26 protein-coding genes and 2 tRNA genes are annotated in these 24,204 nt (G+C 50.5%); 14 read left to right on the top strand and 14 right to left on the bottom strand.

From position 1 onward, the window contains the following. The first annotated feature begins 261 nt into the window (after positions 1-261). The 4 genes from K0H79_RS09315 to K0H79_RS09300 all read left to right on the top strand — a co-directional run bounded on the left by K0H79_RS09315 (position 262) and on the right by K0H79_RS09300 (position 3,405). On the top strand, positions 262-1,701 hold the full coding sequence (locus tag K0H79_RS09315) for a glyceraldehyde-3-phosphate dehydrogenase (RefSeq protein ID WP_220078045.1): 1,440 nt from the start codon (positions 262-264) through the stop codon (positions 1,699-1,701). Positions 1,702-1,857: 156 nt separating this feature from the next. Continuing rightward, a tRNA-Gly gene (locus K0H79_RS09310) sits at positions 1,858-1,933 on the top strand. A 21-nt stretch (positions 1,934-1,954) separates the two neighbouring features. Further along, positions 1,955-2,028 (top strand) — tRNA-Cys (locus K0H79_RS09305). Positions 2,029-2,211: 183 nt separating this feature from the next. Next, positions 2,212-3,405: an amino acid aminotransferase gene (locus K0H79_RS09300; protein WP_220078044.1), complete on the top strand. Its 1,194-nt coding sequence runs from the start codon at positions 2,212-2,214 to the stop codon at positions 3,403-3,405. A 73-nt stretch (positions 3,406-3,478) separates the two neighbouring features. On the opposite strand, the gene yvcK is transcribed toward K0H79_RS09300, so the two are convergent. Beyond that, the gene (yvcK, locus tag K0H79_RS09295; RefSeq protein ID WP_220064570.1) at positions 3,479-4,387 is read right to left on the bottom strand and encodes a uridine diphosphate-N-acetylglucosamine-binding protein YvcK; all 909 of its coding nucleotides are present in this window, start codon (positions 4,385-4,387) and stop codon (positions 3,479-3,481) included. 169 nt (positions 4,388-4,556) lie between these two features. Here yvcK and K0H79_RS09290 point away from each other — a divergent pair, with 169 nt between their 5' ends. Then, complete coding sequence (locus K0H79_RS09290) at positions 4,557-5,480, top strand: glucosaminidase domain-containing protein (RefSeq protein ID WP_258405511.1); 924 nt, start codon at positions 4,557-4,559, stop codon at positions 5,478-5,480. Continuing rightward, positions 5,383-6,018: a DUF2987 domain-containing protein gene (locus K0H79_RS09285; RefSeq protein ID WP_220078043.1), complete on the top strand. Its 636-nt coding sequence runs from the start codon at positions 5,383-5,385 to the stop codon at positions 6,016-6,018. Before K0H79_RS09290 ends, K0H79_RS09285 begins: the two co-directional genes overlap by 98 nt. A gap of 107 nt (positions 6,019-6,125) precedes the next feature. On the opposite strand, the gene ttcA is transcribed toward K0H79_RS09285, so the two are convergent. The 11 genes from ttcA to ccoN all read right to left on the bottom strand — a co-directional run bounded on the left by ttcA (position 6,126) and on the right by ccoN (position 16,088). Further along, on the bottom strand, positions 6,126-7,085 hold the full coding sequence (ttcA, locus tag K0H79_RS09280) for a tRNA 2-thiocytidine(32) synthetase TtcA (RefSeq protein ID WP_220078136.1): 960 nt from the start codon (positions 7,083-7,085) through the stop codon (positions 6,126-6,128). Positions 7,086-7,168: 83 nt separating this feature from the next. After that, entirely contained in the window at positions 7,169-8,101 is a 933-nt protein-coding gene (gene uspE, locus K0H79_RS09275; RefSeq protein WP_220064567.1) for a universal stress protein UspE, read from the bottom strand. Between the two features lie 84 nt (positions 8,102-8,185). Further along, entirely contained in the window at positions 8,186-8,938 is a 753-nt protein-coding gene (gene etrA / locus K0H79_RS09270) for an FNR family transcription factor (protein WP_220064566.1), read from the bottom strand. A 56-nt stretch (positions 8,939-8,994) separates the two neighbouring features. Then, positions 8,995-9,690 carry a sulfite exporter TauE/SafE family protein gene (locus K0H79_RS09265; RefSeq protein WP_220078135.1) on the bottom strand — a complete coding sequence of 232 codons (696 nt, stop codon included), beginning with the start codon at positions 9,688-9,690 and terminating at the stop codon, positions 8,995-8,997. Beyond that, the gene (gene ccoS / locus K0H79_RS09260) at positions 9,687-9,887 is read right to left on the bottom strand and encodes a cbb3-type cytochrome oxidase assembly protein CcoS (RefSeq protein ID WP_220078042.1); all 201 of its coding nucleotides are present in this window, start codon (positions 9,885-9,887) and stop codon (positions 9,687-9,689) included. The genes K0H79_RS09265 and ccoS overlap by 4 nt, the downstream gene beginning before the upstream one ends. Continuing rightward, the gene (locus K0H79_RS09255) at positions 9,884-12,271 is read right to left on the bottom strand and encodes a heavy metal translocating P-type ATPase metal-binding domain-containing protein (RefSeq protein ID WP_220078041.1); all 2,388 of its coding nucleotides are present in this window, start codon (positions 12,269-12,271) and stop codon (positions 9,884-9,886) included. The genes ccoS and K0H79_RS09255 overlap by 4 nt, the downstream gene beginning before the upstream one ends. A 7-nt stretch (positions 12,272-12,278) precedes the next feature. Beyond that, entirely contained in the window at positions 12,279-12,758 is a 480-nt protein-coding gene (locus K0H79_RS09250) for a FixH family protein (protein WP_220064563.1), read from the bottom strand. A gap of 112 nt (positions 12,759-12,870) precedes the next feature. Next, a complete protein-coding gene (gene ccoP, locus K0H79_RS09245; protein ID WP_220067876.1) occupies positions 12,871-13,842 on the bottom strand; it encodes a cytochrome-c oxidase, cbb3-type subunit III in 972 nt (323 codons plus the stop codon). Between the two features lie 5 nt (positions 13,843-13,847). Further along, positions 13,848-14,021 carry a CcoQ/FixQ family Cbb3-type cytochrome c oxidase assembly chaperone gene (locus tag K0H79_RS09240; RefSeq protein WP_011759906.1) on the bottom strand — a complete coding sequence of 58 codons (174 nt, stop codon included), beginning with the start codon at positions 14,019-14,021 and terminating at the stop codon, positions 13,848-13,850. Positions 14,022-14,033: 12 nt separating this feature from the next. Next, entirely contained in the window at positions 14,034-14,639 is a 606-nt protein-coding gene (gene ccoO / locus K0H79_RS09235; RefSeq protein ID WP_011759905.1) for a cytochrome-c oxidase, cbb3-type subunit II, read from the bottom strand. A 12-nt stretch (positions 14,640-14,651) separates the two neighbouring features. Continuing rightward, positions 14,652-16,088 carry a cytochrome-c oxidase, cbb3-type subunit I gene (gene ccoN, locus K0H79_RS09230; RefSeq protein ID WP_220078040.1) on the bottom strand — a complete coding sequence of 479 codons (1,437 nt, stop codon included), beginning with the start codon at positions 16,086-16,088 and terminating at the stop codon, positions 14,652-14,654. Between the two features lie 263 nt (positions 16,089-16,351). Here ccoN and K0H79_RS09225 point away from each other — a divergent pair, with 263 nt between their 5' ends. Continuing rightward, on the top strand, positions 16,352-16,804 hold the full coding sequence (locus K0H79_RS09225; RefSeq protein ID WP_220078039.1) for a hypothetical protein: 453 nt from the start codon (positions 16,352-16,354) through the stop codon (positions 16,802-16,804). A gap of 2 nt (positions 16,805-16,806) precedes the next feature. Here K0H79_RS09225 and K0H79_RS09220 read toward each other — a convergent pair whose 3' ends face one another. Beyond that, positions 16,807-18,381 carry a DUF3369 domain-containing protein gene (locus K0H79_RS09220; protein WP_220078038.1) on the bottom strand — a complete coding sequence of 525 codons (1,575 nt, stop codon included), beginning with the start codon at positions 18,379-18,381 and terminating at the stop codon, positions 16,807-16,809. Between the two features lie 155 nt (positions 18,382-18,536). On the opposite strand from K0H79_RS09220, the gene K0H79_RS19300 reads away from it, so the two are divergent. Continuing rightward, entirely contained in the window at positions 18,537-18,866 is a 330-nt protein-coding gene (locus K0H79_RS19300) for a hypothetical protein (RefSeq protein WP_258405510.1), read from the top strand. 740 nt (positions 18,867-19,606) lie between these two features. On the opposite strand, the gene punC is transcribed toward K0H79_RS19300, so the two are convergent. Next, positions 19,607-20,878: a purine nucleoside transporter PunC gene (punC, locus tag K0H79_RS09210; RefSeq protein ID WP_258405509.1), complete on the bottom strand. Its 1,272-nt coding sequence runs from the start codon at positions 20,876-20,878 to the stop codon at positions 19,607-19,609. 138 nt (positions 20,879-21,016) lie between these two features. Between punC and punR the strand changes: the two genes are divergently transcribed. From punR to K0H79_RS09180, 6 genes are all read left to right on the top strand, one after another. Continuing rightward, positions 21,017-21,919: a DNA-binding transcriptional activator PunR gene (punR, locus tag K0H79_RS09205; RefSeq protein ID WP_220078037.1), complete on the top strand. Its 903-nt coding sequence runs from the start codon at positions 21,017-21,019 to the stop codon at positions 21,917-21,919. Between the two features lie 65 nt (positions 21,920-21,984). Beyond that, positions 21,985-22,641, top strand: coding sequence for a Bax inhibitor-1/YccA family protein (locus K0H79_RS09200; RefSeq protein WP_011759895.1), 657 nt, complete (start codon positions 21,985-21,987; stop codon positions 22,639-22,641). A 55-nt stretch (positions 22,642-22,696) separates the two neighbouring features. After that, complete coding sequence (gene tusD, locus K0H79_RS09195) at positions 22,697-23,086, top strand: sulfurtransferase complex subunit TusD (protein WP_220078036.1); 390 nt, start codon at positions 22,697-22,699, stop codon at positions 23,084-23,086. 9 nt (positions 23,087-23,095) lie between these two features. Further along, positions 23,096-23,452, top strand: a complete 357-nt coding sequence (gene tusC, locus K0H79_RS09190) for a sulfurtransferase complex subunit TusC (protein WP_220078035.1) — start codon at positions 23,096-23,098, stop codon at positions 23,450-23,452. Then, positions 23,452-23,745: a sulfurtransferase complex subunit TusB gene (gene tusB / locus K0H79_RS09185; protein WP_220078034.1), complete on the top strand. Its 294-nt coding sequence runs from the start codon at positions 23,452-23,454 to the stop codon at positions 23,743-23,745. Before tusC ends, tusB begins: the two co-directional genes overlap by 1 nt. After that, complete coding sequence (locus K0H79_RS09180) at positions 23,739-24,077, top strand: TusE/DsrC/DsvC family sulfur relay protein (protein WP_220064554.1); 339 nt, start codon at positions 23,739-23,741, stop codon at positions 24,075-24,077. Before tusB ends, K0H79_RS09180 begins: the two co-directional genes overlap by 7 nt. Positions 24,078-24,204: the final 127 nt, after the last annotated feature.

The following is a 24,204-nucleotide window of genomic DNA, read 5'->3' as shown; positions in this document are numbered from 1 at the left end:
CGCAAAAGCACCGCTAACAAATGCAAATGATGTAAACATTACAAAAAAAGGTCGCTGTTTATGACTTTTCACTGTGCTTTCTCTAATAAAATTACAAACTTAGCGAAAATATCTTTCTGGCAAGGCGGTGGAAGTTTCATTACAATAGCGCCGACCTGAAATGGGACCTGGGTCCCGGATAAAACTGATTATGGTCGTTTCTGTTTGTTACTCAAACCTTTCTGTAAATAAATATAGAAAAGTGAGATAAAGGACCTGTACATGAGTGCTGATAAACACCTGCAAAGCTGGCAAGAAAGATTTGAACTGGCCGAGGCCATGCAACCTCTGCTGGGTAAACTGTATCGCAACCAAGGTGTAGAAGTTGTTGTCTATGGCAAGCCTCTGCTGAACGCCTCTACCATTGATATCATCAAGGCTCACCGTCTGGTGCGTCGCCACGTGGGTGATAAACTGCGTCTGCGTGAAAGCTTCCCCTTTATTGAGGTGCTGAGCAAGCTGGCAGTGAAGCAGTGTAAAGTTGATATCGGAAAACTCGCCGTCAATTACTGGCGTAACCACAGCGACGCCAGCGAAATCGAAGCCTATATGGCCTCTGAACTTGCCAGCGCCATTGACCACGCAGACGAAGTAGAACCAAGAGACGTGGTACTTTACGGTTTCGGTCGCATCGGCCGCCTGTTGGCGCGTCTGCTGATTGAACGTACAGGCCGCAGTAACAAATTGCGTCTGCGGGCCATCGTTATCCGTGGTGGCCGTGCCGGCGACCTTGAGAAGCGCGCCAGCCTGCTGCGCCGTGATTCAGTTCATGGTCCTTTCAACGGCTCTGTTGAAATCGATGAAGAAAACAACGCCTTGATTGCCAACGGTACCTACATCCAAATCATCTATGCCAACGGCCCGGAAGAAGTGGATTATACCAAGTACGGTATTAAAGATGCGTTGGTTGTTGATAACACAGGCGTGTGGAAAGACGAAACTGGTCTGGGTCTGCACCTGAAGAGCCCTGGCGCTGCCAAGGTTCTGCTCACTGCACCCGCCAAAGGCAACATCAAGAACATCGTATTCGGTGTGAATGATAACGATATTCTCGATGAAGACACTATCGTCTCTGCCGCATCTTGCACCACCAATGCCATCACCCCGGTGCTCAAGGCCATCAACGACAAGTACGGTATTGAAAACGGTCATGTGGAAACCATCCACTCGTACACCAACGACCAGAATCTTATCGATAACTACCATAAGGCCGATCGCCGTGGTCGCAGCGCACCGCTGAACATGGTTATCACTGAAACCGGCGCTGCCAAGGCCGTTGCCAAGGCGCTGCCTGTTCTGGCTGGTCGCTTGACCGGTAACGCTATCCGTGTTCCGACGCCAAACGTGTCCATGGCTATTCTGAGCCTGAACCTTAACAGCGAAACCAGCAAAGACGATATCAATGACTATTTGCTGGACGTCGCGTTGCATTCACCACTGCAAAACCAGATTGACTTCACCAACTCCACTGAAATTGTGTCCAGTGACCTGGTGGGTTCTCGTTACGCCGGTGTAGTGGACTCTCAGGCCACTATCGCCGATGGTAAGCGCGCCATCCTGTACGTTTGGTATGACAACGAGTTCGGTTATAGCTGCCAGGTAGTGGGCGTGATGCAGAAAATGCTTGGTCTGAATCACCAGTCTCTGCCGCTGTCTGAATAACGACAAAGCGCAGTAAAAGCCCGGCAATGCCGGGCTTTTTTATGGTTCGCACAATAATGCAGCATACGGACTTCCAATAGTAAAAAAGCCATTGACTGAGAGGGGTAAAAAGGTAGAATGCAACTCGCTGACGGGAACACCGTCGCCCCAAGAGACGCGACATTAGCTCAGTTGGTAGAGCGATACCTTGCCAAGGTATAGGTCATCGGTTCGAACCCGATATGTCGCTCCAGCTTCTCAAGGGACCAGTTTAGGCGCGATGGCAGAATGGCTATGCTGCGGATTGCAAATCCGTCGATCTCGGTTCGACTCCGGGTCGCGCCTCCACTTTTAATCTCCAAAAACCTCTTTTTCGCCAATCCGGTATCATCACACTTTTATCGCATTTTTTGATGAATGTTCATCTATTAAAGATTTTCATCGAGAATCTTTAGCCAGCGCTACATTACGATTTGCAGCAATGCTATAAATATGCGGTTTTCATTACTTCCATTCTAAAGGATAGATCCCATGATATTTTCCCAGGTTGTACCCGCACCCGCCGATCCGATTTTAGGTCTGACCGATGCCTTCAAGGCCGATCCCCGGACCGATAAAGTCAATCTTGGGGTTGGGATCTATAAAGACGAGGCAGGGCAGACCCCGGTACTGAAGTCGGTGAAGCAGGCCGAAGCTATCCTGTTGGCTGAAGAAAGCACCAAAAACTATCTGGGGATTGAGGGCGTAACTTTGTACAACAAGGTTGTGCAGGAGCTGCTGTTTGGTGCAACCCACACAGTCACCACAAAAGAACGGGCGGTGACGGCACAGGCTCCGGGTGGTACGGGCGCGCTGCGTGTTGCCGCAGAGTTTGTGGTACGAAACACCCCAAGCCGGGTGATCTGGGTGAGCAATCCAACTTGGGCGAACCATCAAAACATTTTTGAAACTGCAGGCCTCACCGTAAAAGAATACGGCTACTACGATGCAGCCAACCATGACATCGACTTTGATGCCATGCTGAACTCACTGGATGCAGCCAAGCAGGGTGACTTGGTCTTATTACACGGCTGCTGTCACAACCCAACCGGAATTGATTTGACGCTCACGCAGTGGCAAAAGGTAGGTGAGCTTTGTGCTGCAAAAGGTTTGGTTCCGCTGTTTGATTTTGCCTATCAGGGCTTCGGTCGTGGCATAGAAGAAGATGCTGAAGGTCTGCGTTTGGTCGCTTCTATGGTCCCAGAACTGGTTATCGCCAATTCCTTCTCCAAAAACTTTGGTCTCTACAACGAGCGCATTGGTGCAGTGACACTGGTTGCAGCTACGGCAGAGGAAGCCAAGGTGGCATTCAGTCAGGTCAAACGTACTATTCGTGCGAACTATTCGAATCCTCCAGCTCACGGTGCGCTGATTGTGAGTACGATTTTAAGTCGCCCAGAACTGAAAGCCGCCTGGGAGCAGGAACTCGCAGAAATGCGCGAGCGTATTGCCGAAATGCGTACTTTGTTCGTCGAGAGTCTGGCAGCTGCCGGTGTAACACAGGACTTTTCATTTATCAGCCGTCAGATGGGGATGTTCAGCTTCTCCGGCCTGAATAAGGCGCAGGTGGAAGCCCTCAGAGCCGAACATGGTGTGTACATTGTTGGTTCAGGCAGAATAAGCGTTGCCGGCATGACCAAAACCAATATGCCGGTTATTTGCAGTGCCATTGCCGCAGTGCTCTAATTTCACAAAAAATTGATGTGAAAACAAAAAAGGCTGCCAAGTGCAGCCTTTTTTAATCCAGTGGCAGTCCGTGCTAGGCTATCAAACGTTTGCGGCCTAAAGGCGCCATAATGGCCTTTGCAAGCGCCTGAGTATCGTGCAAACCTTGATGATGCTTACTGCGAAGGGGCTGGTAATGACAGATGCCCTCGGTGTATTCGTGTTCAGCGTGACACAAAACCCGCTCAATAACCGGCTTACCTATCAATTGATGGCACCATTGGATACGCTCGTTGAGCGTTAAATGGTTTGCTGCAGAAGAAACCTCTGCCGTGAGGTTATCAATCAAAATCACTTTGGCTTTTGCACGGCGAATAGATGCTGCGACTTTGGGAAGGAGCAGTGCCGGTAGGGTAGACGTTAAAAAGCTTCCCGGGCCAAGCACTATCAAATCCGCTTCTTCGATGGCAAGGCACGCCTCGTGGGTAGGTTCAACCATGGGTTCAAGGGAAAGGGCTATCGGATGGCTCTCAAGCCTGTCCACATCCAATTCACCAAACACCTTATTGCCACAGGCCTCCAGCGCGACCAGGTGCGTCGGTTGTTCGGACATGGGAATAAGTTTGCATTCGATTTTCAGCATGCCCCGGATGAGATTCACAGCATCCAACGGACGAACACACAGCTCATCCAGGGCATAGAGAATCAGATTGCCGAGGTTATGGCCACCCAGCTCCGACTCACCTTCGAATCGATATTCAAAGAGCAGAGAGCCAACAGAGGGTCTATCAGCCAGCTGAGACAGGCAGTTACGAAGGTCGCCCCAGGCAATGCAGTCGTGCTGCGCCCGCAGGCGACCTGTGGAACCACCGTTATCCGTGGTCGCCACAATGCCTGTCAGTCTGGGACCAAGAAATGAAAGACTGGAAAGCACGCGTCCAAGGCCGTGTCCACCGCCGATTGCGACGACCTTACGATATTCATTGAATTGCAATATGTCCATATCAGCTTCCTTGATGCACTTACAACACCGACACCCCTTGTCGGTTACATACGCCAACCAGTTTAGGCAAATCGGTCAGATTATACAGTCATAAATTTTGCGATGGGAACAGGATCACATATAATTTTGTCCGCGAACCGCTACTCGCTGCCACAATGAGAGTAACTATTTGAAAACCGGTAAAATATCAACACTTATTCTTGCCTTCGCGCTCTGCTTCATGGTGATTCTGCTTCTGAGAGTCAGCCTGATCCCGGACCTCGAAGAAAAAGGTAAGTCTTTGAGAGTATTACCAATGCTCTCACAGACGACGCGTTTGCCTGATTTCGACACCTACGCCGACGTGGGTGAGAAAAAGAGTGCATTTTTTGAATTTTTACGTCCGATAGTGCAGGACATCAATCGCGCTACGCTAAAGAAAAGGCGTTTTGTCAGTGAAATACTGCTGAAGCTCGAGGCAGGAAAGCCTCTGTCCACCAAGGAGCAGCAACGTTTAGCTACGCTGGGTGTTGAGTACGGCGTGCTTGAATCAGAGCAAGTATCTGAGTGGAACACCACTCAGACCAAACAACTGGTACAGAGCCTACTAAAACGCATCGATATCATTCCTGAGTCTTTAGTGCTGGTGCAGGCCGCGAATGAGAGCGGATGGGGCAGTTCGCGATTTGCCCGTGAAGGGCTGAATCTTTTCGGTCAGTGGTGCTACACCAAGGGCTGCGGCATGGTGCCTTCGGCCAGAGGCCAGGACATGAGTCACGAAGTGACTGTGTTTAACACGGTGGAAGATGCCATTGCCTCTTATATCAATAACCTGAATACACATTCGGCTTATAAACTTTTCCGTGCCATTCGTGCCGAACAGCGAGCCAAGGGTATCGAACCTGCGGCAGATGCACTGGTGTATGGCCTGGTCAATTATTCCGAGCGACGTGAAGCCTACGTCGATGAATTGCTGCAGATGCTGCGGCACAATAAAGCCTACCTGGAATCTCAAGATGAATCCGAGAATCAAACTCTGTCTGCTGTCCAGTCTGATGCTGTCGGTACCGGCATTTGCCACTACCGTTTCGCTGGAGTACAGCGGATTTCATGACAGATTGAAACTGGTTAAAAAGGGCGATTTCCCAAGAACCGAACTGACCTTTTCAGTACCCATGAAAGCGGGCTGCAAGATAGTAAAAGGCGAAATCACCACTGAGTCAAAACGCTTCCCCCTGACCATTACCGATGACCAGCGGTTATTTGTGCCCTTCGACGATGATTTAAAGCTGGGTAGGGCGCTGGTTAACATAGAAACAGATGGAGATGCGTCAACCTGTGGCTTAAGCCTTCAAGTAAGAGAGCGGGTTCCCCAAATGCAGTATTCCGGCGACACGCTGACCGAACTTAAATCGGAAATGGACAGCTTACAGGCCTCTTTACAGGGCTTCCCAATGAAGTACTTTGCCCGCCCGTCAGACGGAATTCGGTTTGAGTTTACCCAGGAGGGACGGTTTGCCACGGTTGATGGCAGCGAAAAGAGACTGTCAAAAGAGTTGATACTGACAAGTGAAGAGCTGGACGGGATTTCTCAACTGAGTTTCTCAGACGCACCACAGATAGTCAGCCCTTGGTACGCGCAAACCAAATAGCGCCAATAGATTTTGCGAATGAAGTCCCATGAAAAAGCCCGCTTTAAGCGGGCTTTGTTATTTTTATCTCTCACATATCCCGGCCTCTTTGGCCGGGATGTGAGCCATCAGGGCGTAAAGGTCGATACTACATCGATGCGGGTGCCTTGACGTTTACTGGCTTCGTCCAGATTAATGTGGCCACTGTTTGCTGTGTCCATAAAGTCAAACGCAGGCAAGTCCGCCTCTGCTACATCACCGCGAAACTCGGCGTTCGGGTCCTGCTTAAGCGAGACGAAGTCGAACTGCTCGCGGTCGACGCCCTGGGACGGCGCGGTGTTCTGCATGGCGGTAAAGATGGTTTCAATACGGCCAGGATGCTGGCGATCCCACTGCTTGAGCATGTCTTTTACTGCGGCACGCTTGAGGTTTTCCTGAGAGCCACAGAGGTTGCAGGGAATAATGGGGAACTGCTTCAGCTCGGCATATTCGGCAATGTCTTTTTCGCGGCAATAGGCGAGGGGGCGGATAACCACGTTTGCACCGTCGTCTGACAAAAGCTTGGGCGGCATGGCTTTCATTTTGCCGCCATAGAACATGTTCAGGAACAATGTCTCAATAATGTCATCCCTGTGGTGACCCAGTGCGATTTTGGTGGCACCAATCCGCTGGGCAAAACCATACAGAGTGCCGCGACGCAGGCGTGAACACAAAGAACAGGTGGTTTTGCCTTCCGGGATCTTGTCTTTAACGATGGAGTAGGTGTCTTTCTCAAGAATATGAAAAGGTACACCCAGGGTCTCAAGGTAAGCAGGCAGCACATGCTCCGGGAAGCCAGGCTGCTTCTGGTCCAGGTTAACGGCAACAATTTCAAACGAAACGGGCGCACGTTGCTGCAAATTGATAAGAATATCCAGCATGGCATAACTGTCTTTGCCACCGGAAAGGCAGCACATGACTCGGTCGCCTTCTTCAATCATGTTGTAGTCGGCGATAGCGCTGCCAACTTCACGACGCAGCCGCTTTTGCAGCTTATTGAGGCGAGTGATCTGTTTTTTGGAAAGTTCGTCTTGCTGGATTTCAGACATTACAACGTCAGACATAAAAAAGCGCCCGGTAACCTAGGTTTCAGGGCGCGTATTATTCCAGCTTAGTGGCTTAGGGTAAAGCGTTAGCCTTCCTGAAGCGGTGATTTATATCCATCGGGTTTGATGGCAAGCAGGTCACAGTTAAGGCTGTCGATGACGTGCTCGGCGGTGTTGCCAATAAGCGCAGCAGAAAGACCGGTGCGCCCTACGGTACCCAAAATCACCAGCTCTGCATCGAGATCCACTGCAAGCTCGGGGATAACATCTTCTGGCAAGCCCTCTTTGACATGGCAGGCTTCGACGGGAATGCCATAGCTCGTTGCCAGATATTGCACACGCTGCTCATGCTGCATGCGAATGGACTCGTTATAGCTGTGTGCGTCAAAGTCCGGCAATTCGATGGCGAGGTTGACCGGTGTACCTGGGTAACCGTTGACCAAATGTACTTTGGCATCAAACTGGGCTGCCAGGTTTTGCGCGTACTCAATGACTTTGCCGTTAAGGGCCTGGTGTTCTGGATCTTCGGTAGCGACGTTTACGGCGCAAAGGATTTTGCCCCCGACAGGCCAGTCGTGCTCTTTCACCAACAATACAGGAACCGGTGCTTTACGCATCAGGTGCCAGTCGGTAGGGGTGAAGATAACGGCTTTTAGTTTGTCGTGTTCGTGAGTACCTTTCACAATCAGGTCAAAACCACCTTCAATGGCATAATTGATGATGCTTTCAAATGGGCGGTTGTGCCACACAACCTGGGTTTGAATATGAATGCCATCCTGGGTAAAGGGGGCAATCAAGTCACCCAGCCAAGCAACACGCTGATCGATAACACCTTTGCGCATGGCTTCACGCTCGTGAGCCGACAAAATGGATGTCATCTCGTAAGAAAAATCGAAAATGGACAGAAAAACGGTAATAGAGGCCTGGTTCTTTTCGGCAAGCGCAACGGCGCGCTCCAGAGCAGGTTGCTTATCTTTAGTAGGGTCAACAACGACCAGTAACTTTTTATATTCCTTCATGGCGGCCTCCTGATTAGCTGTCATTCATCTACCATAATGAACCGGACAGGCTATGCTGCATTGTTTTAGATCAATGACTTGCTTTTATCTTGCGATACGGGCGTTGCCTGCCAGCGTATTCAAGCCAGCGAAGTCAATGATGGTGATGTACTTGCCTTTGACTTCGATAAGTTCAGATTTTTGGAAACGCCCCAACAAACGGCTGATGGTTTCTACCGTCAAGCCCAGATAATTACCTATGTCGCCGCGGGTCATGGTTAAACGGAACTCACGCTGTGAAAACCCACGGTTGCCATAGCGTGTAGCAAGATTTGCAATAAATGCCGCGAGCCGCTCTTCTGCGTTCTTTTTACTGAGCAAAAGGATCATTTCCTGATCCGACATAATCTCATTGCTCATCAATCGCATGATCTGTTGGCGAAGCTTGGGCATGGAGCCTGAAAGTTCATCCAGGGTATTGAAGGGGATTTCACACACCATTGAGGTTTCGAGCGCCTGGGCAAAACTCTGATGGGTGTTGGCATGAATACCGTCGAAACCGATAACATCACCGGCAAGGTGGAAGCCGGTTATCTGCTCGTCACCCTGTTCAGTGATGGTATAGCTTTTAATGGTGCCGGAACGAATGGCATAGAGCGATTTGAGAGAGTCGCCGGATTTGAAAATTTGCTCGCCTTTCTGGATAGGCTTTTTACGCTCAATAATATTATCCAATTGATCCAATTCGTTGGCGTTGAGCGTGAACGGAATACACAGGGTTCCCATACTGCAATCATGGCAATGGATGGTGCAACCGGTGGCGGCGGGGCGGCGATGTTTATTTTGATCGATTGGCATTATTCGTTCCCAAACCTGTTGATTAACTACATGTTAACTCAATTGCACCCGCCGGGCTAGCCAAGCTGGGCGACACCAATATATAAGGTTTGAACGCCAAAGGCCATGAGCAGTGCACCCGATAACCAACGAACAGCACGACGTTGTAACCACCCCATCAACGACTTCGCTGCCACGCCCACACTCAGAAGTGCAGGCAAGGTGCCCAGACCGAAAAACAGCATGATAAGGGCACCATCGAGTGGATTGGCACTGGCGACAGACCAGGTCAGGGTGGAATACACCAGACCACAGGGCAACCAGCCCCACACGCTGCCTGCAAGAATGGCTTTGACACGGGTGTCTATGGGCAGCAAGCGCTTTCCAAATGGCTGAATGACGCGCCACAGGCCTTTGCCGAGGGTTTCGATGAAGACAACACCAGACCAGATTTTGGCAACATAAAGTCCAAGCAGAATCATCATGATCCCGGCCAGAAAACGCAGAAACAGCGTAAGATGGCCCGCATCAAACAGCAGGCTTAAGCCGCCTGTGGCGCCGCCGGCGATGGCGCCGGCGAGAGTGTAGCTGGCGATACGACCGCCATTGTAAGACAAGAGGAACCCGAGTCGATGGGCGAGGGGATTGTCATGACGTGCCGGAGCTGGGATTTGGCTTGAAAAGGCCCCTAACAGGCCGCCACACATGCCAAAGCAGTGAACTCCGCCCATCAAGCCGACCAAAAAGGCTCCTGAAAGGCTGTAGTCCATCAGCGCTTGTCCGCCTCAATGTTGTTTGAGGCGGACGCGTGAGCGTCTGGTGCCTTGGGTGTTTCTTCTTCAAACAGGATAGACGCTCCCTGGCGGTCGAGATCGTCAAATTGTTCGGTTCGAACAGCCCAAAAAAAGACCCCGACTGCAATCAACACAAACAGCATGGCGATGGGAATGAGGATGTAGATAATACTCATGGTTTTAACCTCAGTAGCCTCAGGCTGTTACCCACCACAATCAGGGAGCTGGCAGACATGCCGATGGCCGCGATATAGGGTACAACATGGCCGGTAACGGCAAGGGGTAAGATGAACACATTGTACCCCAATGCCCAAGCAAGATTCTGCCTGATTATTTGGTTGGTTTTCCCTGCAATATTCATGGCTTCAACAAAGCGGTGCAGGTGGTCACCGAGTAAAATCAGATCGGCACTGTTTTTCGCGATGGCGCTGCCACTGCCCATGGCCACCGACAGATCGGCGCCTGCGAGCACGGGCGCATCATTAATACCATCACCGAACATCGCGACCAGCGTATTGTTGCTCCGTAGGGACTCGACCAGCTCAAGCTTGCCTTTTGGCTTGAGACCACCCTTTATTTCGGCGATACCCAGTGTTGATGCCACCTGCTGCAGATGAGCCGAGGTATCCCCGCTCGCTATCTGCAGTTTGATGTTTTTGGCTTTCAAGGCGGCAACGGTCTCTTTGGCATCGTCTCTGAGCCTATCCTGGATCTCAAAAGCCGCCAGTAAATGGTTGTCGTTACCGAGATACACCCATTGCCCTGGAAAAACCAATGCTGATGGCACCTTTAGGTATTCGGCACTGCCAATCAGGTAACGGGTATCTTCGATGATGCCCTCAACGCCGGCCCCAACCAGATGATGCTGTTTGGTAACTTCAAGCGTTGTCGGTATCTTGGCAAACAATCTTGCAATGGGATGAAGCGACCCCTGCTCCAACGCAGAAGCGATAGCGAGTGCACGAACTTTATCGACACCCTCATACAGCTGGATATCGCCAAAACTGAAGCTGCCACAGGTGAGGGTACCTGTCTTATCAAATACCACCGTTTTTATTTTTGGGAGTTTTTCAAAAACACTGCCATTACGGGAAATAATCCCCAATCGGGTAAAGAGCCCGGTTGCGCAGGTTACAGCGGTGGGTGTGGCCAGTGCTAAAGCGCAAGGGCAGGTCGCAACCAACACTGAAAGGGTTACCCAAAAGGCATCTTCGGGGGCAAACTGACGCCATACCAGATAGGTAATGGCGGCAATTGTTAGGATAGTGGCGGAAAAATAACGCGCAAGCTTATCTGCCGTCAGGGCGATAGCCGGTTTTGCATTGGAGGCGAGCTCCTGCAGTCGGATAATTTCTGCAACCAGCTGGTCCTGGCCTATGGCGGTCACTTCCACCCTGATGGGTTGTTCCAAATTGATGGTACCGGCAAATACCTCGGCTCCCGGCGCCTTGGATATCGGCAGCTGCTCTCCGGTAAGCATGGATTCATTAATGCCGGAAGTGCCTTCCACTATCTTGCCATCGGCCGCTACCACGTCACCCGGGCTGACCAAAATGATGTTGCCGACCTGAAGCTTCTTGGCGGGCACTTCTTCTATTCCTTGCTCGGTCACCAGTGACGCAGTGAGTGGCACCAATTTATGCAGGTTGCTGGAGCTGATGGAGGCCTTTTGACGGGCATTCTGCTCGAAATAGCGACCCAAAAGCAGGAAGAAGGTAAACATGGACACGGATTCGAAATAGACCTCACCCGTGCCCTGAATGGTGGCGACACAGCTGGCGATATAGGCACCACAAATCGCAATGGAAACGGACACATCCATGTTGAGCTTACCACTCAGGATGGCGCGTATGGCGCTGAAATAGAATGGCTGCGCCGAGTAGAACACCACCGGAGCCGCAAATATCATGCTGACCCAGCGGAAATAATCACGAAACTCGGTTTCCAAATCGGTAAAGTAGCCGGCATAAAGTGCCAGGGCGAACATCATCACCTGCATGGTGGCGAACCCTGCCAGCCCCAACCGCAGCAAAAAGCGGCGGCTGTTGCGCTTGCTGATTACTTCCTGGTCGTCCAACTGAAATGGTGCGGCGTTATAGCCGATGCTGCCGATGGCAGACAGGATCTCGCTTAACTTCACCAAAGAGGGTTGCCAGCGAATAAACGCGCGCTGGGTAGTGGAGTTCACTTGAATACGCTCAACGCCGTCGAGCTTTTGCAGCTTATGTTCAATGAGCCAGGCACAGGCAGCGCAGGTAATGCCGTCGATGCTGAGAGTCACCTCTTCCCGACCATCTCGCTCCTGAACGAAATCCTGCTGTACTTCAGGCAAATCGTAGGCGCTGAAATGATTAAGGCTTTCGGGGACCAGTGCCGTTTGGCGGCTGCCTGGCTCGGTTCGGTACTTGTAATAGGAAAGCAGGCCAGCATCAACAATAGCCTGGGAAACAGCCTGGCATCCCGGGCAGCACATCACCTGATCGACGCCATCGATTCGGGTGATGAAATTGCTGCCTGTCAGGACAGGTTCGTTACAGTGAAAACAGGGTTGCTGGGACATATCTGACTCAGTTCAGCCAGTGCTCTTTGCCCTCAGCAAGTTCCAGACGCTGTTGCAGACGCCACTTGCCATCGAAACTCTCAATGCGAACTTCCCAGAACCCTGAAATGGGTTGTGAAGGAATAATGCGATAAAGCTTGGTTGCATCTTGGGTAAGCAGACCCGCAAAATCACGATCGGCAAGGGTAGGGTGATAAAAGCTGGTATTGAGCGCGGCGTCATAGGCCGGGCCGCCATGCTGCTCGAGGGTGATGGCGCCGTCTTTAACCGAGACCAAAAACTGCATACCAATCTGGCGTGCATATTGGATTTTGGACAGGTCCATATTGATGGCCTTGCCCTTTTTGTAATATTCCTCGGCTACCAACGAATCAGAGTTATCCATGGCAATTTTAAGGGTGGCAAAACTTGCGATAACGGCGCACATGGGAAGGATAATTAAAAACCAGGGCCAGAACTGCTTATACCAGGCTTGCTGCTCATTCATTGTGTAATACCAAAGGTCAATTCGTTAGCGATATTCTATCGTTTAATGTCTGAGTTATCACTTAAAAAAAGGCCCCGATTTTATCTCGGGGCCTTGATTTTACTGACGTTAATTACTTGTTAGACAAGCTGTAAACGTAGGCAGTGATGACGTGGACTTTTTCTTCGCCCAGAACGTCTTTCCATGCTGGCATCACGCCGGCGCGGCCGAACTTGATTGATTCTTCAATCTTGCCGCGGCTGCTGCCGTAGAGCCACACGTTGTCTGTCAGGTTAGGCGCGCCCATGAACTTGTTGCCTTTGGCATCCATACCGTGACAGGCGAAACAGCCCTTCATGAAAGAACCCTGACCTTGAGCGGCCAGAGCAGCGTCATGCTCACCACCGGACAGGCTGACAACATACTCAGCCAAGCCTGGGATTTCACTGTCATCGATAGGCAAGCCACCCTTTGGAGGCATCATGCCACGACGACCATTCATGATGCTGGCCTTGATGGTAGCCAGGTCGCCACCGTACAGCCAATCGGCATCAGTCAGGTTGGGGAAGCCAGTGCTGCCGCGGGCGTCAGAGCCGTGACACTGGGCACAGTTTTGCAGGAACAGACGACCACCCACTTTCAGAGCTTCTGGGTTTTTCACCAGTTCTTCCAGTGGCGTTGCCGCGTATTCTTTGAAAATGTGACCGTATTTGTCGTCAGCGCCTTTCACTTCAACATCGTACTGAACCCAGCGACCTTCTTTAGCTGCACTTTCAATGGCGGCTTTAGAGTCAGCCTTAATACCTTGCTCAGTACCAATGCTCTGGTTAGAGCTACTCCAACCCAGGAAACCTTTGAAGTTACCCAGACCTGGATACAGCGCCAGATAAATCACACCAAACACGATAGTGATGTAGAACATGTAGCTCCACCACTTAGGCAGTGGGTTGTTCAGCTCTTCGATACCGTCGAAGCTGTGACCCATTGACTCGCCTTCTTTAATATCAGGCGTCGTGTTCTTGGAACAGATCCTCAGCAGCACGAAGCAGCCTACAATCACCAGGATAGTGAGTATGCTAATCCACATACTCCAGAAGTTACTCATCAACATTATTTTTGCTCTCCTGAGTCCTTCATTGCCTTGGTTTCCTCATCGGAGAACACAAGGTTAGCCGCCTCGTCGAAACTCTTTTTACGACGGGAGCTATATGCCCAAGCAAATATACCGACGAAGGTCAGCATTACAACTATGGTTACAATCCCGTGTAATGTGCCGTAATCCATATAGTTGCCTCCTTATTTGAGTGCGTGTCCCAGAGACTGCAAGTACGCGATGATGGCTTCCATCTCAGTTTTGCCTTCTACGGCTTTCTGAGCGTTGGCAATGTCAGCATCGGTGTAGGGAACGCCAAATCCACGGAAGACTTCCATTTTCTGTGCAGTCAACTTGCCATCCAGCTTGTTGTCTGCCAGCCATGGGAAGCCAGGCATATTTGACTGAGGAACTACAGCGCGAGGATCAATCAGGTGAACTTCGTGCCATTTGTCGCTGTAACGACCGCCTACACGGGCCAAATCCGGACCAGTACGCTTGGAACCCCACTGGAATGGGTGATCCCATACGGACTCGCCGGCAACAGAGTAGTGACCGTAACGTTCAGTTTCAGCACGCAGGGGACGGATCATCTGGCTGTGACAGTTGTAGCAACCTTCACGGATATAAATGTCGCGACCTTCAAGCTCGAGTGCAGTGTAAGGACGCAGGCCTTTCACTGGCTCGGTGGTATCTTTCTGGAACAGCAGTGGTGTGATTTGCACCAGACCACCGATGCTGATCACCAGCACGGTGAAGATACCGAGCAAACCGATGTTTTTCTCAATTAATTCATGGTTGAATTTCATCGTGTCTACTCCTTATGCAGCTTTGGCTTCAGACAGTGCAGGCAGTGAATCTTTAGGTGCCTTCACAGTGCGGAATACGTTGTAAGCCATGATCAGCATACCGGTTACGAAGAAACAGCCGCCCAGGAAGCGTACGAAGTAGAACGGATAAGAGGCTTCCAGACTTTCTACAAAGCTGTAGGTCAGGGTGCCATCTGAGTTCACTGCACGCCACATCAGACCCTGCATTACACCGGAGATCCACATGGCAACGATGTACAGCACAGTGCCAATAGTCGCCAGCCAGAAGTGTACGTTTACCAGAGAGGTTGAGTACATGCGGCCATGACCAAACAGGTTAGGGATCAGGTGATACAGAGAGCCGATAGACACCATGGCTACCCAACCCAGAGCACCAGAGTGTACGTGACCCACGGTCCAGTCAGTGTAGTGTGACAGGGCGTTTACTGTCTTGATGGCCATCATAGGACCTTCGAAGGTAGACATACCGTAGAAGGACAGAGATACCACCAGGAAGCGCAGCACTGGGTCAGTGCGCAGTTTGTGCCAGGCGCCTGACAGGGTCATGATGCCGTTGATCATACCGCCCCATGAAGGTGCGAACAGGATCAGTGACATCACCATACCCAGAGACTGAGTCCAGTCGGGCAGGGCCGTGTAGTGCAGGTGGTGAGGACCGGCCCAGATGTAAAGCGCGATTAGTGCCCAGAAGTGCACGATGGACAAACGGTAGGAGTATACCGGACGACCGGCTTGCTTAGGCACGAAGTAGTACATCATACCCAGGAAGCCCGCGGTCAGCAGGAAGCCTACGGCGTTGTGGCCGTACCACCATTGCACCATGGCATCAACCGCACCGGCGTAAATGGAGTAAGACTTCCACAGGCTAACAGGCACAGCCATGGAGTTTACGATGTGCAGAACAGCTACCGTGATGATGAAGGCACCGAAGAACCAGTTCGCCACATAGATGTGGGAAGTCTTGCGCTTAACGATAGTACCGAAGAACACAATCGCATAGCTGACCCACACAATGGCGATAGCGATGTCGATTGGCCATTCCAGCTCGGCATATTCTTTGCCGCTGGTGATACCCAGTGGCAGAGTAATGGCGGCAGCCAGAATGATTGCTTGCCAACCCCAGAAGGTGAATGACGCCAAAGCTGGCGCAAACAGACGGGTTTGACAAGTACGTTGAACAACATAATAGGAGGTGGCGAAAAGCGCTGAGGTACCGAACGCGAAGATCACCGCATTGGTGTGTAATGGCCGCAAGCGGCTGTAGGTTAACCAAGGGGTATCGAAGTTCAGCTGAGGCCAGATTAACTGAGCCGCAATCAGTACACCGACGGACATACCAACAATGCCCCACAGAACTGTGGTTAAAGCGAATTGGCGCACGACAGTGTAATTGTAATCAGCGCCGTGTGGCTGGGAATGGTTCATCATAGTGCTTCCACTGCTTATTACTTTTACTTGTAATGTGAGTAAAGACGAGCTCTACCGGTTTTTTTAAATGACATTCAGTGCGTTCCCTATCGGGCTCTACACTGGCTGTCAATGCCTGTGCCTGCGGAATTGTTACCAACCGCAAGGCTTTGCAATGATACTTGAGCTGTGTCAAAAAAGATACCTGGATGGCCGTGGGTTTGTTGATCTGGATCAATCGGAACAATAGAATGTTAACATCTTGCAGCATAAGGTGATTTATTGTGCTAGGCATACGTAATCTCGCGTTGGCGAGCATGCTTTTCAGCCTGATTTTCCTGTCGGGATGTGATCAGAATCAAATTTCCCCCCAAAGGGCGGTGAAAGAACCTGGATTATGTGATTTTCATGCCGGGGAATGCCAGCATTCTCTTGGCGAAAATATCATCACGCTAAGTTTGGCTCCTGCTAATGCGCCCAGTGAAAAACCACTGAATTTCCAGTTAAAAAGTTCCAATAAACTTGTCATTATCAGCAGCAGGATTGAAGGCCGAGACATGTTTATGGGCGTCATCCCATTAAAGTGGCAACAAACGGATGAAAACACCTTTAATGCCACCGCAGTGTACGGCAGTTGTTCCAGTAACTATATGGTGTGGCGACTCTGGCTCAGCGTGACAAACGAAGCCGGGCTGTCGCAGCAGATTTGGTTTGATTTTCTTGCCGATAACGACTGATATCACTCGCCGCTGTCTTTCCAGCATTCTTTAATGGCGACAAAGGTCTGAACGTTGTCGATAAAGAGTTGCAGCAATACCGGATCGAAGTGGGTTCCTGAGCAATTTTTCATTTCCTCCAAAACCTTGTCCAGTGGCCAGGCTTCTTTGTAGCATCGGGCATGGGACAGGGCATCAAACACGTCTGCAATGGCAACGATGCGCGCATAGATATGAATATCGTCTCCTCTGAGACCTCCGGGATAACCACTGCCGTCAAATTTTTCGTGATGCTGCAACGAGATAGTCGCGGCAGCGTTAAGAATTGGCCGCTCTGAATTGGCCAGAATTTGATGCCCGATCACCGGGTGCTGCCGCATGATTTGCCACTCGTCATTGTCAAGCTTCCCGGGTTTCAAAAGCACCGCATCTGGAATGGCTATCTTGCCGATATCGTGCATTGGCGCCGCACGCTTCAACAAATCAGCTTCATGATCGGCAAGGCCCGCCAGCAGGGCCAGCTCATGGCAGTAGGCAGCCATGCGTTTCACGTGGTTCGCCGCTTCCTTCGACCGACTTTCCACCACATCACCCAAACGTAAAATGAGTTCTGATTGGGTGTCTTCAACCTCCTGGTTCAATAGCAGGTTTTCAAAAGCTACGCCGACGTTAATGGCAAAAATATCAATCAGTTGTTTGTCGAGATCACTAATCCTGTCGATGCCGTCCATGTACAGCAGATTGATTAACCCGCTCTTGGTGGGGAAGTATCCGACGAAGCAGTTTTGCTCATAGAGGCATCGTTTCTGTGAAAGGGCTTCTTTCAGCAACGCCAGTATATTGGGGGCCAGAGCTCGGTCATGGTGTGCAGCAAATTGGCCTGTTCCAGCGAGGATTTCAAGGTCATGGGCACCGATTTTACCACTGATGGCATCCATGGCATTGCAGGAAAGAAGCAGGGTCTCAGTATCAAGATTCAACAGGCTTGCCACCTGGGTAAGCAACCCGTCGGCAAACTTGTGCAAAGTTCGGAGTTCGAACAAACCTGAAGTGGCCTCCAGCACCCGTTCGAGTCCTTTACGGTGCTTGAACTGTACCTGCCGTGACTGTTCGATTTCCATAATGTCGCGGTAGGAGCGCAATGAAGAATACACACTGGTGACCAGTTTACGGGAGTCGAGTTCAGCCTTGGCCTTATAGTCATTAATGTCGTAATTGACAATAACGTCTTCTTCGGGTGCCTGACCGGGTTGGCCAGTCCTGAGTACTATCCGCATGGTGCGGTTTTTAAGTTCTTCGCGTATCCAGCGTACCAATTCCAGGCCAGCGTGGTCGCTTTCCATGACTACATCGATAAAGGCAACGGCAACATTGGTTTCGTTGTTGAGGATCTCCTTGGCTTGCTCGCCACTGTAGGCATTAATGAAAGCGAGGGAACGGCCTTCCAATTTAAATCTGGACAGGGCGAGTTTGGTCACTGTGTGGACATCGGGCTCATCGTCGACAACCAGAATCTTCCATGCTGGTCCCGAATCCTCTGATTCAACCTTTTTTTTGCCCGAAAACAAGGGACTTTTCTTTGCCATATCAATGAGCATTCGTAGGCCTCAAGCTAGAAACACGGCTAGGTTTATTCAATTTGAGTGTAGATCAAGTATTTCATCGCAGTGGATTTTTTACGTTAACAGCAAGCCAAATTGGGTTTATGATAACCATTCTCATTTGGGCTTTGTTGTGTAAAAAGGGGGAGGTCATGAAATACGTTAATCTCAGTATCCCAGCGTCTGTGCTGGCAAAGCTTATTTATGAAGGTCAGCTGTGCGCTGCTGACTTCCAGTGTCTGGATTCAGAGAGCAAACGCGAGCTCTGGCAGTTATGCCTTTGGGCCTGTAAAAAACGAGTAGGTTGTAAAAAGACCGCGCAGTTAATTGCAACAACGAACATCATCGGAATTCCAGACGCAGACATAAGAACGATGCCCGAAATGAATGGTTGTTTTGATGTAGACTATGAAAAAGATGATGCGGCAATGCCGGATGAATGCGCGGCTTGTGCGTTTGATTGCAATAAACAGGGTGAATAGACGCTGTGACGGATAAGCAGCATTGTAACCTCAGGATCCAGGCTTAAAGTAACGTCGATTGTCTCCACACAGCCGACGTTACTTTAAGCCTGGATGCTGTGTGGAGACAATTTCCCTTGGATGATTTACCAAGTGTGACGTCAGCGTTGGAAACAGAGAGACTAGTTATGTGAACAGAGCTTACTTCCCATTTAGCTTAGAACTTCGAAATCATCCCGTTAATGCTGGAGCTTCAACAGCTGATCCGAACAGCTGGTGATTTCGATGGCTTAAAGAGTGGTTAATCCTGACCAGTACGGGTTAGCGCACCAACAGCGGGATAACCGAGCCCAACACCAAAGCACGCAAACAGTCTCACATCTAAATGCGCACAATGTATATTATGTTAAATTAAGTTTGTAAAATACCATAGCGTTAGCCAAAATCGCCTCAATACACACCTTCCAGCGTCTATCTATACCCGTACGGTAACAACGCTCTTCCCCAGCTATTCACTGGGCTGGCTCATGCCTCTTTTGGAAAACTCACAATTGCTTGAGATGTTGTGCCGAGCGATGTGACAGCTTTATCCGTGGAGGGAAACTTTTCGTTTTAAGATCGCGTGGCCTTGAGCCTTGAGCCCAAAATAAACGGAATGGAAAAAGCACAGCCATTGCTGTGCTTTTTGAATAGCTTGGAGTCGTTAGTTACGAGTCAATGTACCTGGACTCAAAGGCAACAGCCAGGTTTCACTGATGCCTTTATTCCCTACTGTTGCTCTTTGCTGGTAAATCCTTCTCTCTTTCACTGCTGACGCGCCCCAGCGCAACCCGTGAAGGGTCAGGGAAACACCAACTGCTACGCCATGTCGCCGAGTTCATCCGCCACCACGCCAGCATTACGATGGCTGCACACATCAGAATGCCGGCACCGATAGCCTTCTCAAACCAATGGGCAATCATAGCCACTGCGGCGGAGGCAATAAATGCCATCCCCAGTTGAATAAAGTTCTGCCAGCCTGCCGCCTTGGTGGCATTGCTGGAAAATGGTGCCAGCGCATCAGTAACCAGCAAGGGATAAACAGCACCATTAATAGCCGCTAAAGCTGCAAATACCCAGAGCACGGCCTGAATACCCGAACCGAGTTGCGTTAAAAGAAAGAGCACCAGGGATAACACCACAAAGCCGGTGATAAGCATGTTCTTGATAACTTGTGGACTGTAGGAGTTCAGTGCCTTCTTGCAGGCAAATCCGCCCAGCATAAATGCCAGGGTTTGAGGAATAAAACTCAGCCCAATTTCTGCGGCTGCATAGCCATGGTGTTGCATCACGGCTGGCCACAACGTCAGGTAGCAAAAGAAAGCGGCGCTACAGGCACCAAATATGGCCACGTTGTTTTGAAATGCGCTGTTTTTGAGGATTTTCCCAACTGGAACGGGCTCAGCTTGTTTGCGAACTCTGGATTCTTTTGCCAATACCGGTGTTACCGCTGCCAGCAACAATCCAACAATGGCCAGGATAATAAAAATGGCCCGCCAGCCATACTGTTCACTTACCCAGGCTCCCATGAGCGGCGCCAAGGCGGGCGACAGAGCTACCAAGGGCATAATTGATGAAAATACCCTCCTCGCTTCGCCTTCATCAAACCTTTCCATCACCAGTGCCTGCCAAATAACGGCTGCACTGCAGGCGCCAAAAGCTTGAATTACCCGGAGCATAAAAAAGACACTGATATTTTCGGTAAAGCCCAGCATTACACTACTTAAGGCAAACAGCCCAAGCCCCGCCATCAGGGTATTTCGTTTACCGAAGCGGTCGCATAAACTGCCATAAGCCAGTTGCCCAATGGCGAGACCACCCAGAAAGCACGTCAGTGTCATAGCCACCAAACTGGCAGACGCATTTAAACTAGATTCAATCTGATTGAATGCAGGAAGATACATGTCGGTCGCCAAAAAACCGAGCATGCTGAGCAATGCCAAGTAAGGGAAAAATACTAAACTTCTTCTTTTAGTCAGAGAATTGGAAATCAAACTTACCTCCACGTTTTTAAATCATCTTAGCGGCGTGGAGTCTAATAACTTGTTTTGCGGCTGTGAAACGGTTAATTTTGCATGCTGCAACCAAAATATTTCACGGCAAAGTGCCCTACTCGGATCAGGAAATTCACCATGCTATCGGAACAATCGCTGGAGTTGGTCGATATTGTTGCTCAGGTTGGCAGTTTTACCGCGGCCGCGGCAAAGCTACACAAGGTGCCTTCTGCGGTCAGCTACGCAATCAAGCAAATTGAAGACGAATTGGGTGTGGTGCTGTTTAATCGCCACCACCGTAGTGTGAGCCTGACGGTAGCCGGTGAGCACTTCGTCCGTGAAGCCCGCGCCATGCTGTCGCAAATGGACGAACTCAAGCGGGGAACGCAGCGTATTGCCAATGGCTGGCAACCCACCCTATCCATTGCACTGGACAACATAGTCCGGGCAGACAAGATTAGCGTGTTAATTGCTGATTTTTATCGGCATTTTCAGGATGTCGAGTTAATCATACGCATCGAAGTATTTAATGGTGTATGGGAAGCCCTGGCTACAGGGCGCAGCCATATTGCCATTGGCGCGACCACCGCTATTCCCGTAGGTGGCGTGTTTCAATATCGGGATATGGGGGTTATCGACTGGGCGTTCCTGGTGTCGAAAAACCATCCGCTCGCGCCAATCGAAACGCCCTTAAGCGATGATATGCTCAGGCCATTTCCCTCAATTTGTCTTGAAGATACATCCCGGGAAATCCCCAAACGCACTACCTGGCTTTTGGACAACCAGCGTCGCCTGGTGGTGCCGGATTGGATAAGGGCCATTAACTGTTTCACCAACGGTTTGGGTATCGGCTACATGCCAAGACACTTGGCGGCGCCCTTTATTCAGGCCGGATTGTTGATGGAAAAAACTCTGGAGCAGCCAAAGGCACCCAGCCCTTGCTGCCTTGCCTGGAACGGTGATGCGCCCTCGCCCGCCCTTAGCTGGGTGCTCGACTACCTGGGCGACAGCGAAAAGCTGCACCGCGAATGGTTGGCATAAATGTGGTTTCCGCGGGGAATTCAGTTATGATAGCCAGGCTAGTCACACATTAAGGAGACATTGAAATGTCACAGGAAATTCTGGTTTCCAAGCAGTCGACACTGGAAGTCAACAAGCTCATTAAGAACACCTATATGCTGCTCTCCATGACGCTGGCATTTTCAGCGCTCTGTGCCTGGATTGCCACGGCGATGGGCATTTCGCCTTTGATGTCATTGGGTTTTGCCATTGGCGGATTTATTTTGCTGTTTGTCACCTTGCGTAAAGCCGACACCGCCGCCGGTCTCTTTTGGGTATTCGCCTTTACCGGTATGGAAGGTGCCTCTCTCGGTTTTATCCTGAACCACTATGCCGGTATGGCCAATGGCCCGGAGCTTATCATGCAGGCTTTCGGCCTGACTTCAGCCATTTTTATCGGCTTGTCGATGTACGCCCTAACCACCAAGAAAGACTTCTCTTTTATGGGCGGCTTTTTGTTCGCCGGTTTGATTGTGATTGTGATTGGTGGCCTGATTAATCTGTTCGTTGGCAACAGCACGGCTTATATGCTGCTTTCATGGGCGACCGCGCTGGTGTTTACCGGTCTTATCCTGTTTGATACCAGCCGAATCGTAAACGGCGGCGAGACCAACTATATCCGCGCCACAGTGTCGCTGTATCTGGACTTCCTCAACCTGTTCCTCGCCATTTTGCGCATTCTGGGCATGAACAACGACGATTAAACATTTCCGAGGGATTTAAGGTAAAATGGCCCACTTCCAGGGCCATTTTTTTATTATGAGCACATTTATTCTTCAGGTATCAGGTAAAGCCTATGGCAGCGCTGCACCGGTGCACGCGCTCAGGTTTGCCAAGGCCGCAATCGACGACGGCCACCAGATCCTTCGGGTATTTTTCTATCAGGATGGTGTGTTTAACGCGTCCAGCTTAGGCTCGCCAGCATCCGATGAATTCAACGTGTATCAAGGATGGCAACAACTGGCCAAACTGCACAATGTCGAACTGGTTAATTGCGTGTCTTCGGCACTGAGGCGCGGCATGGTGGCCAAGGAAGAAGCTGAAACACAAGGGCTTAGCCATTGGAATGTGGATGACCACTTCCATAACGGCGGTCTGGGCGAGTTGGTAAGTGGCATCGCCAAGGCCGACAGACTTATCTGTTTTTAAGGAGCGCCAGTGAAAAAACTTTGTGTTGTGTTTTCAACGTCGCCCCATGGTAATGCCGCTGGCCGCGAAGCGCTGGATTTTGCCATGCTGGCAGCAAGTTATGATTTGGAAACCAGTATACTGTTTACCGATGAAGGTGTACTGCACCTGATGGCCAATCAAAATCCGGAATCTATTGGTTGTCGCGACTACATAGCCACCTTTGGTGCGCTGGAGTTTTACGATATCGAAAACTTATACGTCTGCAAGGACAGCCTGAAGGAATTCGGTATTGAGTCAGATTCTCTTCCCCTGGATGTTCAGGTGCTGACAAGCGAGGCTATCCGTGAACATTTCGCCTCGGTCAATGAAGTGGTGGTTTACTGATGATTTTGCATCATATTCAAAGCTCTACCGTGCAACGCGCCGGTCTTCGCCTCGCCCTACGTTATGCTGGTGATCGCGATGCACTGATAATCAGTGGTGATGCCGCAGGCTCAGTACTTCAGGCCAGTTGGCAGACCAAACTGGCCGGCAAGAGGGTGTATTTTTTAGATGAAGATGTCCATGCGCGGGGGCTGACAGACTTGATTTCAGCCCGTTACCCCGATGCACAATTGGTGGATTACAGCGGCTGGGTAAAGCTATCTTTAACGTTCGACAAGGTGATCACGTGGTAGATTCGATTGAATTTAATGGTCAGCAGATTGAAGTTGATAAAAATGGGTATTTGCTGTCGGTTGACGACTGGAGCCCCGAACTTGCGCTCTTGCTGGCCGAATCTGAGTCCATCGTCATGACAGATGCCCACTGGGAAGTGGTTAACTTTGTTCGGGATTTTTATTTGGAGTATAAAACCAGCCCTGCTATCCGCGCGCTGGTCAAAGCCATGGGGCAGAAATTTGGCCCGGATAAAGGCAATTCCAAATACCTCTACACTCTGTTCCCGATAGGTCCGGCGAAACAAGCCACCAAGATTGCCGGCCTGCCCAAACCCGCCAAATGTATTTAACAGGCGCTGATTAGACTGAATACAAAAAGCCCCGCTGTTGCGGGGCTTTTTACTGTTGGACGTTTATTGTCAGACGTTGTCTAACACAATCAAGAAGGCCTTCCCCAAGGTAGCAAACATGATACCG

The organism is Shewanella sp. FJAT-52076 (assembly GCF_019457455.1).
GTDB classification, from domain to species: domain Bacteria; phylum Pseudomonadota; class Gammaproteobacteria; order Enterobacterales; family Shewanellaceae; genus Shewanella; species Shewanella zhangzhouensis.
This window is presented reverse-complemented; position numbering and strand designations above follow the sequence as displayed.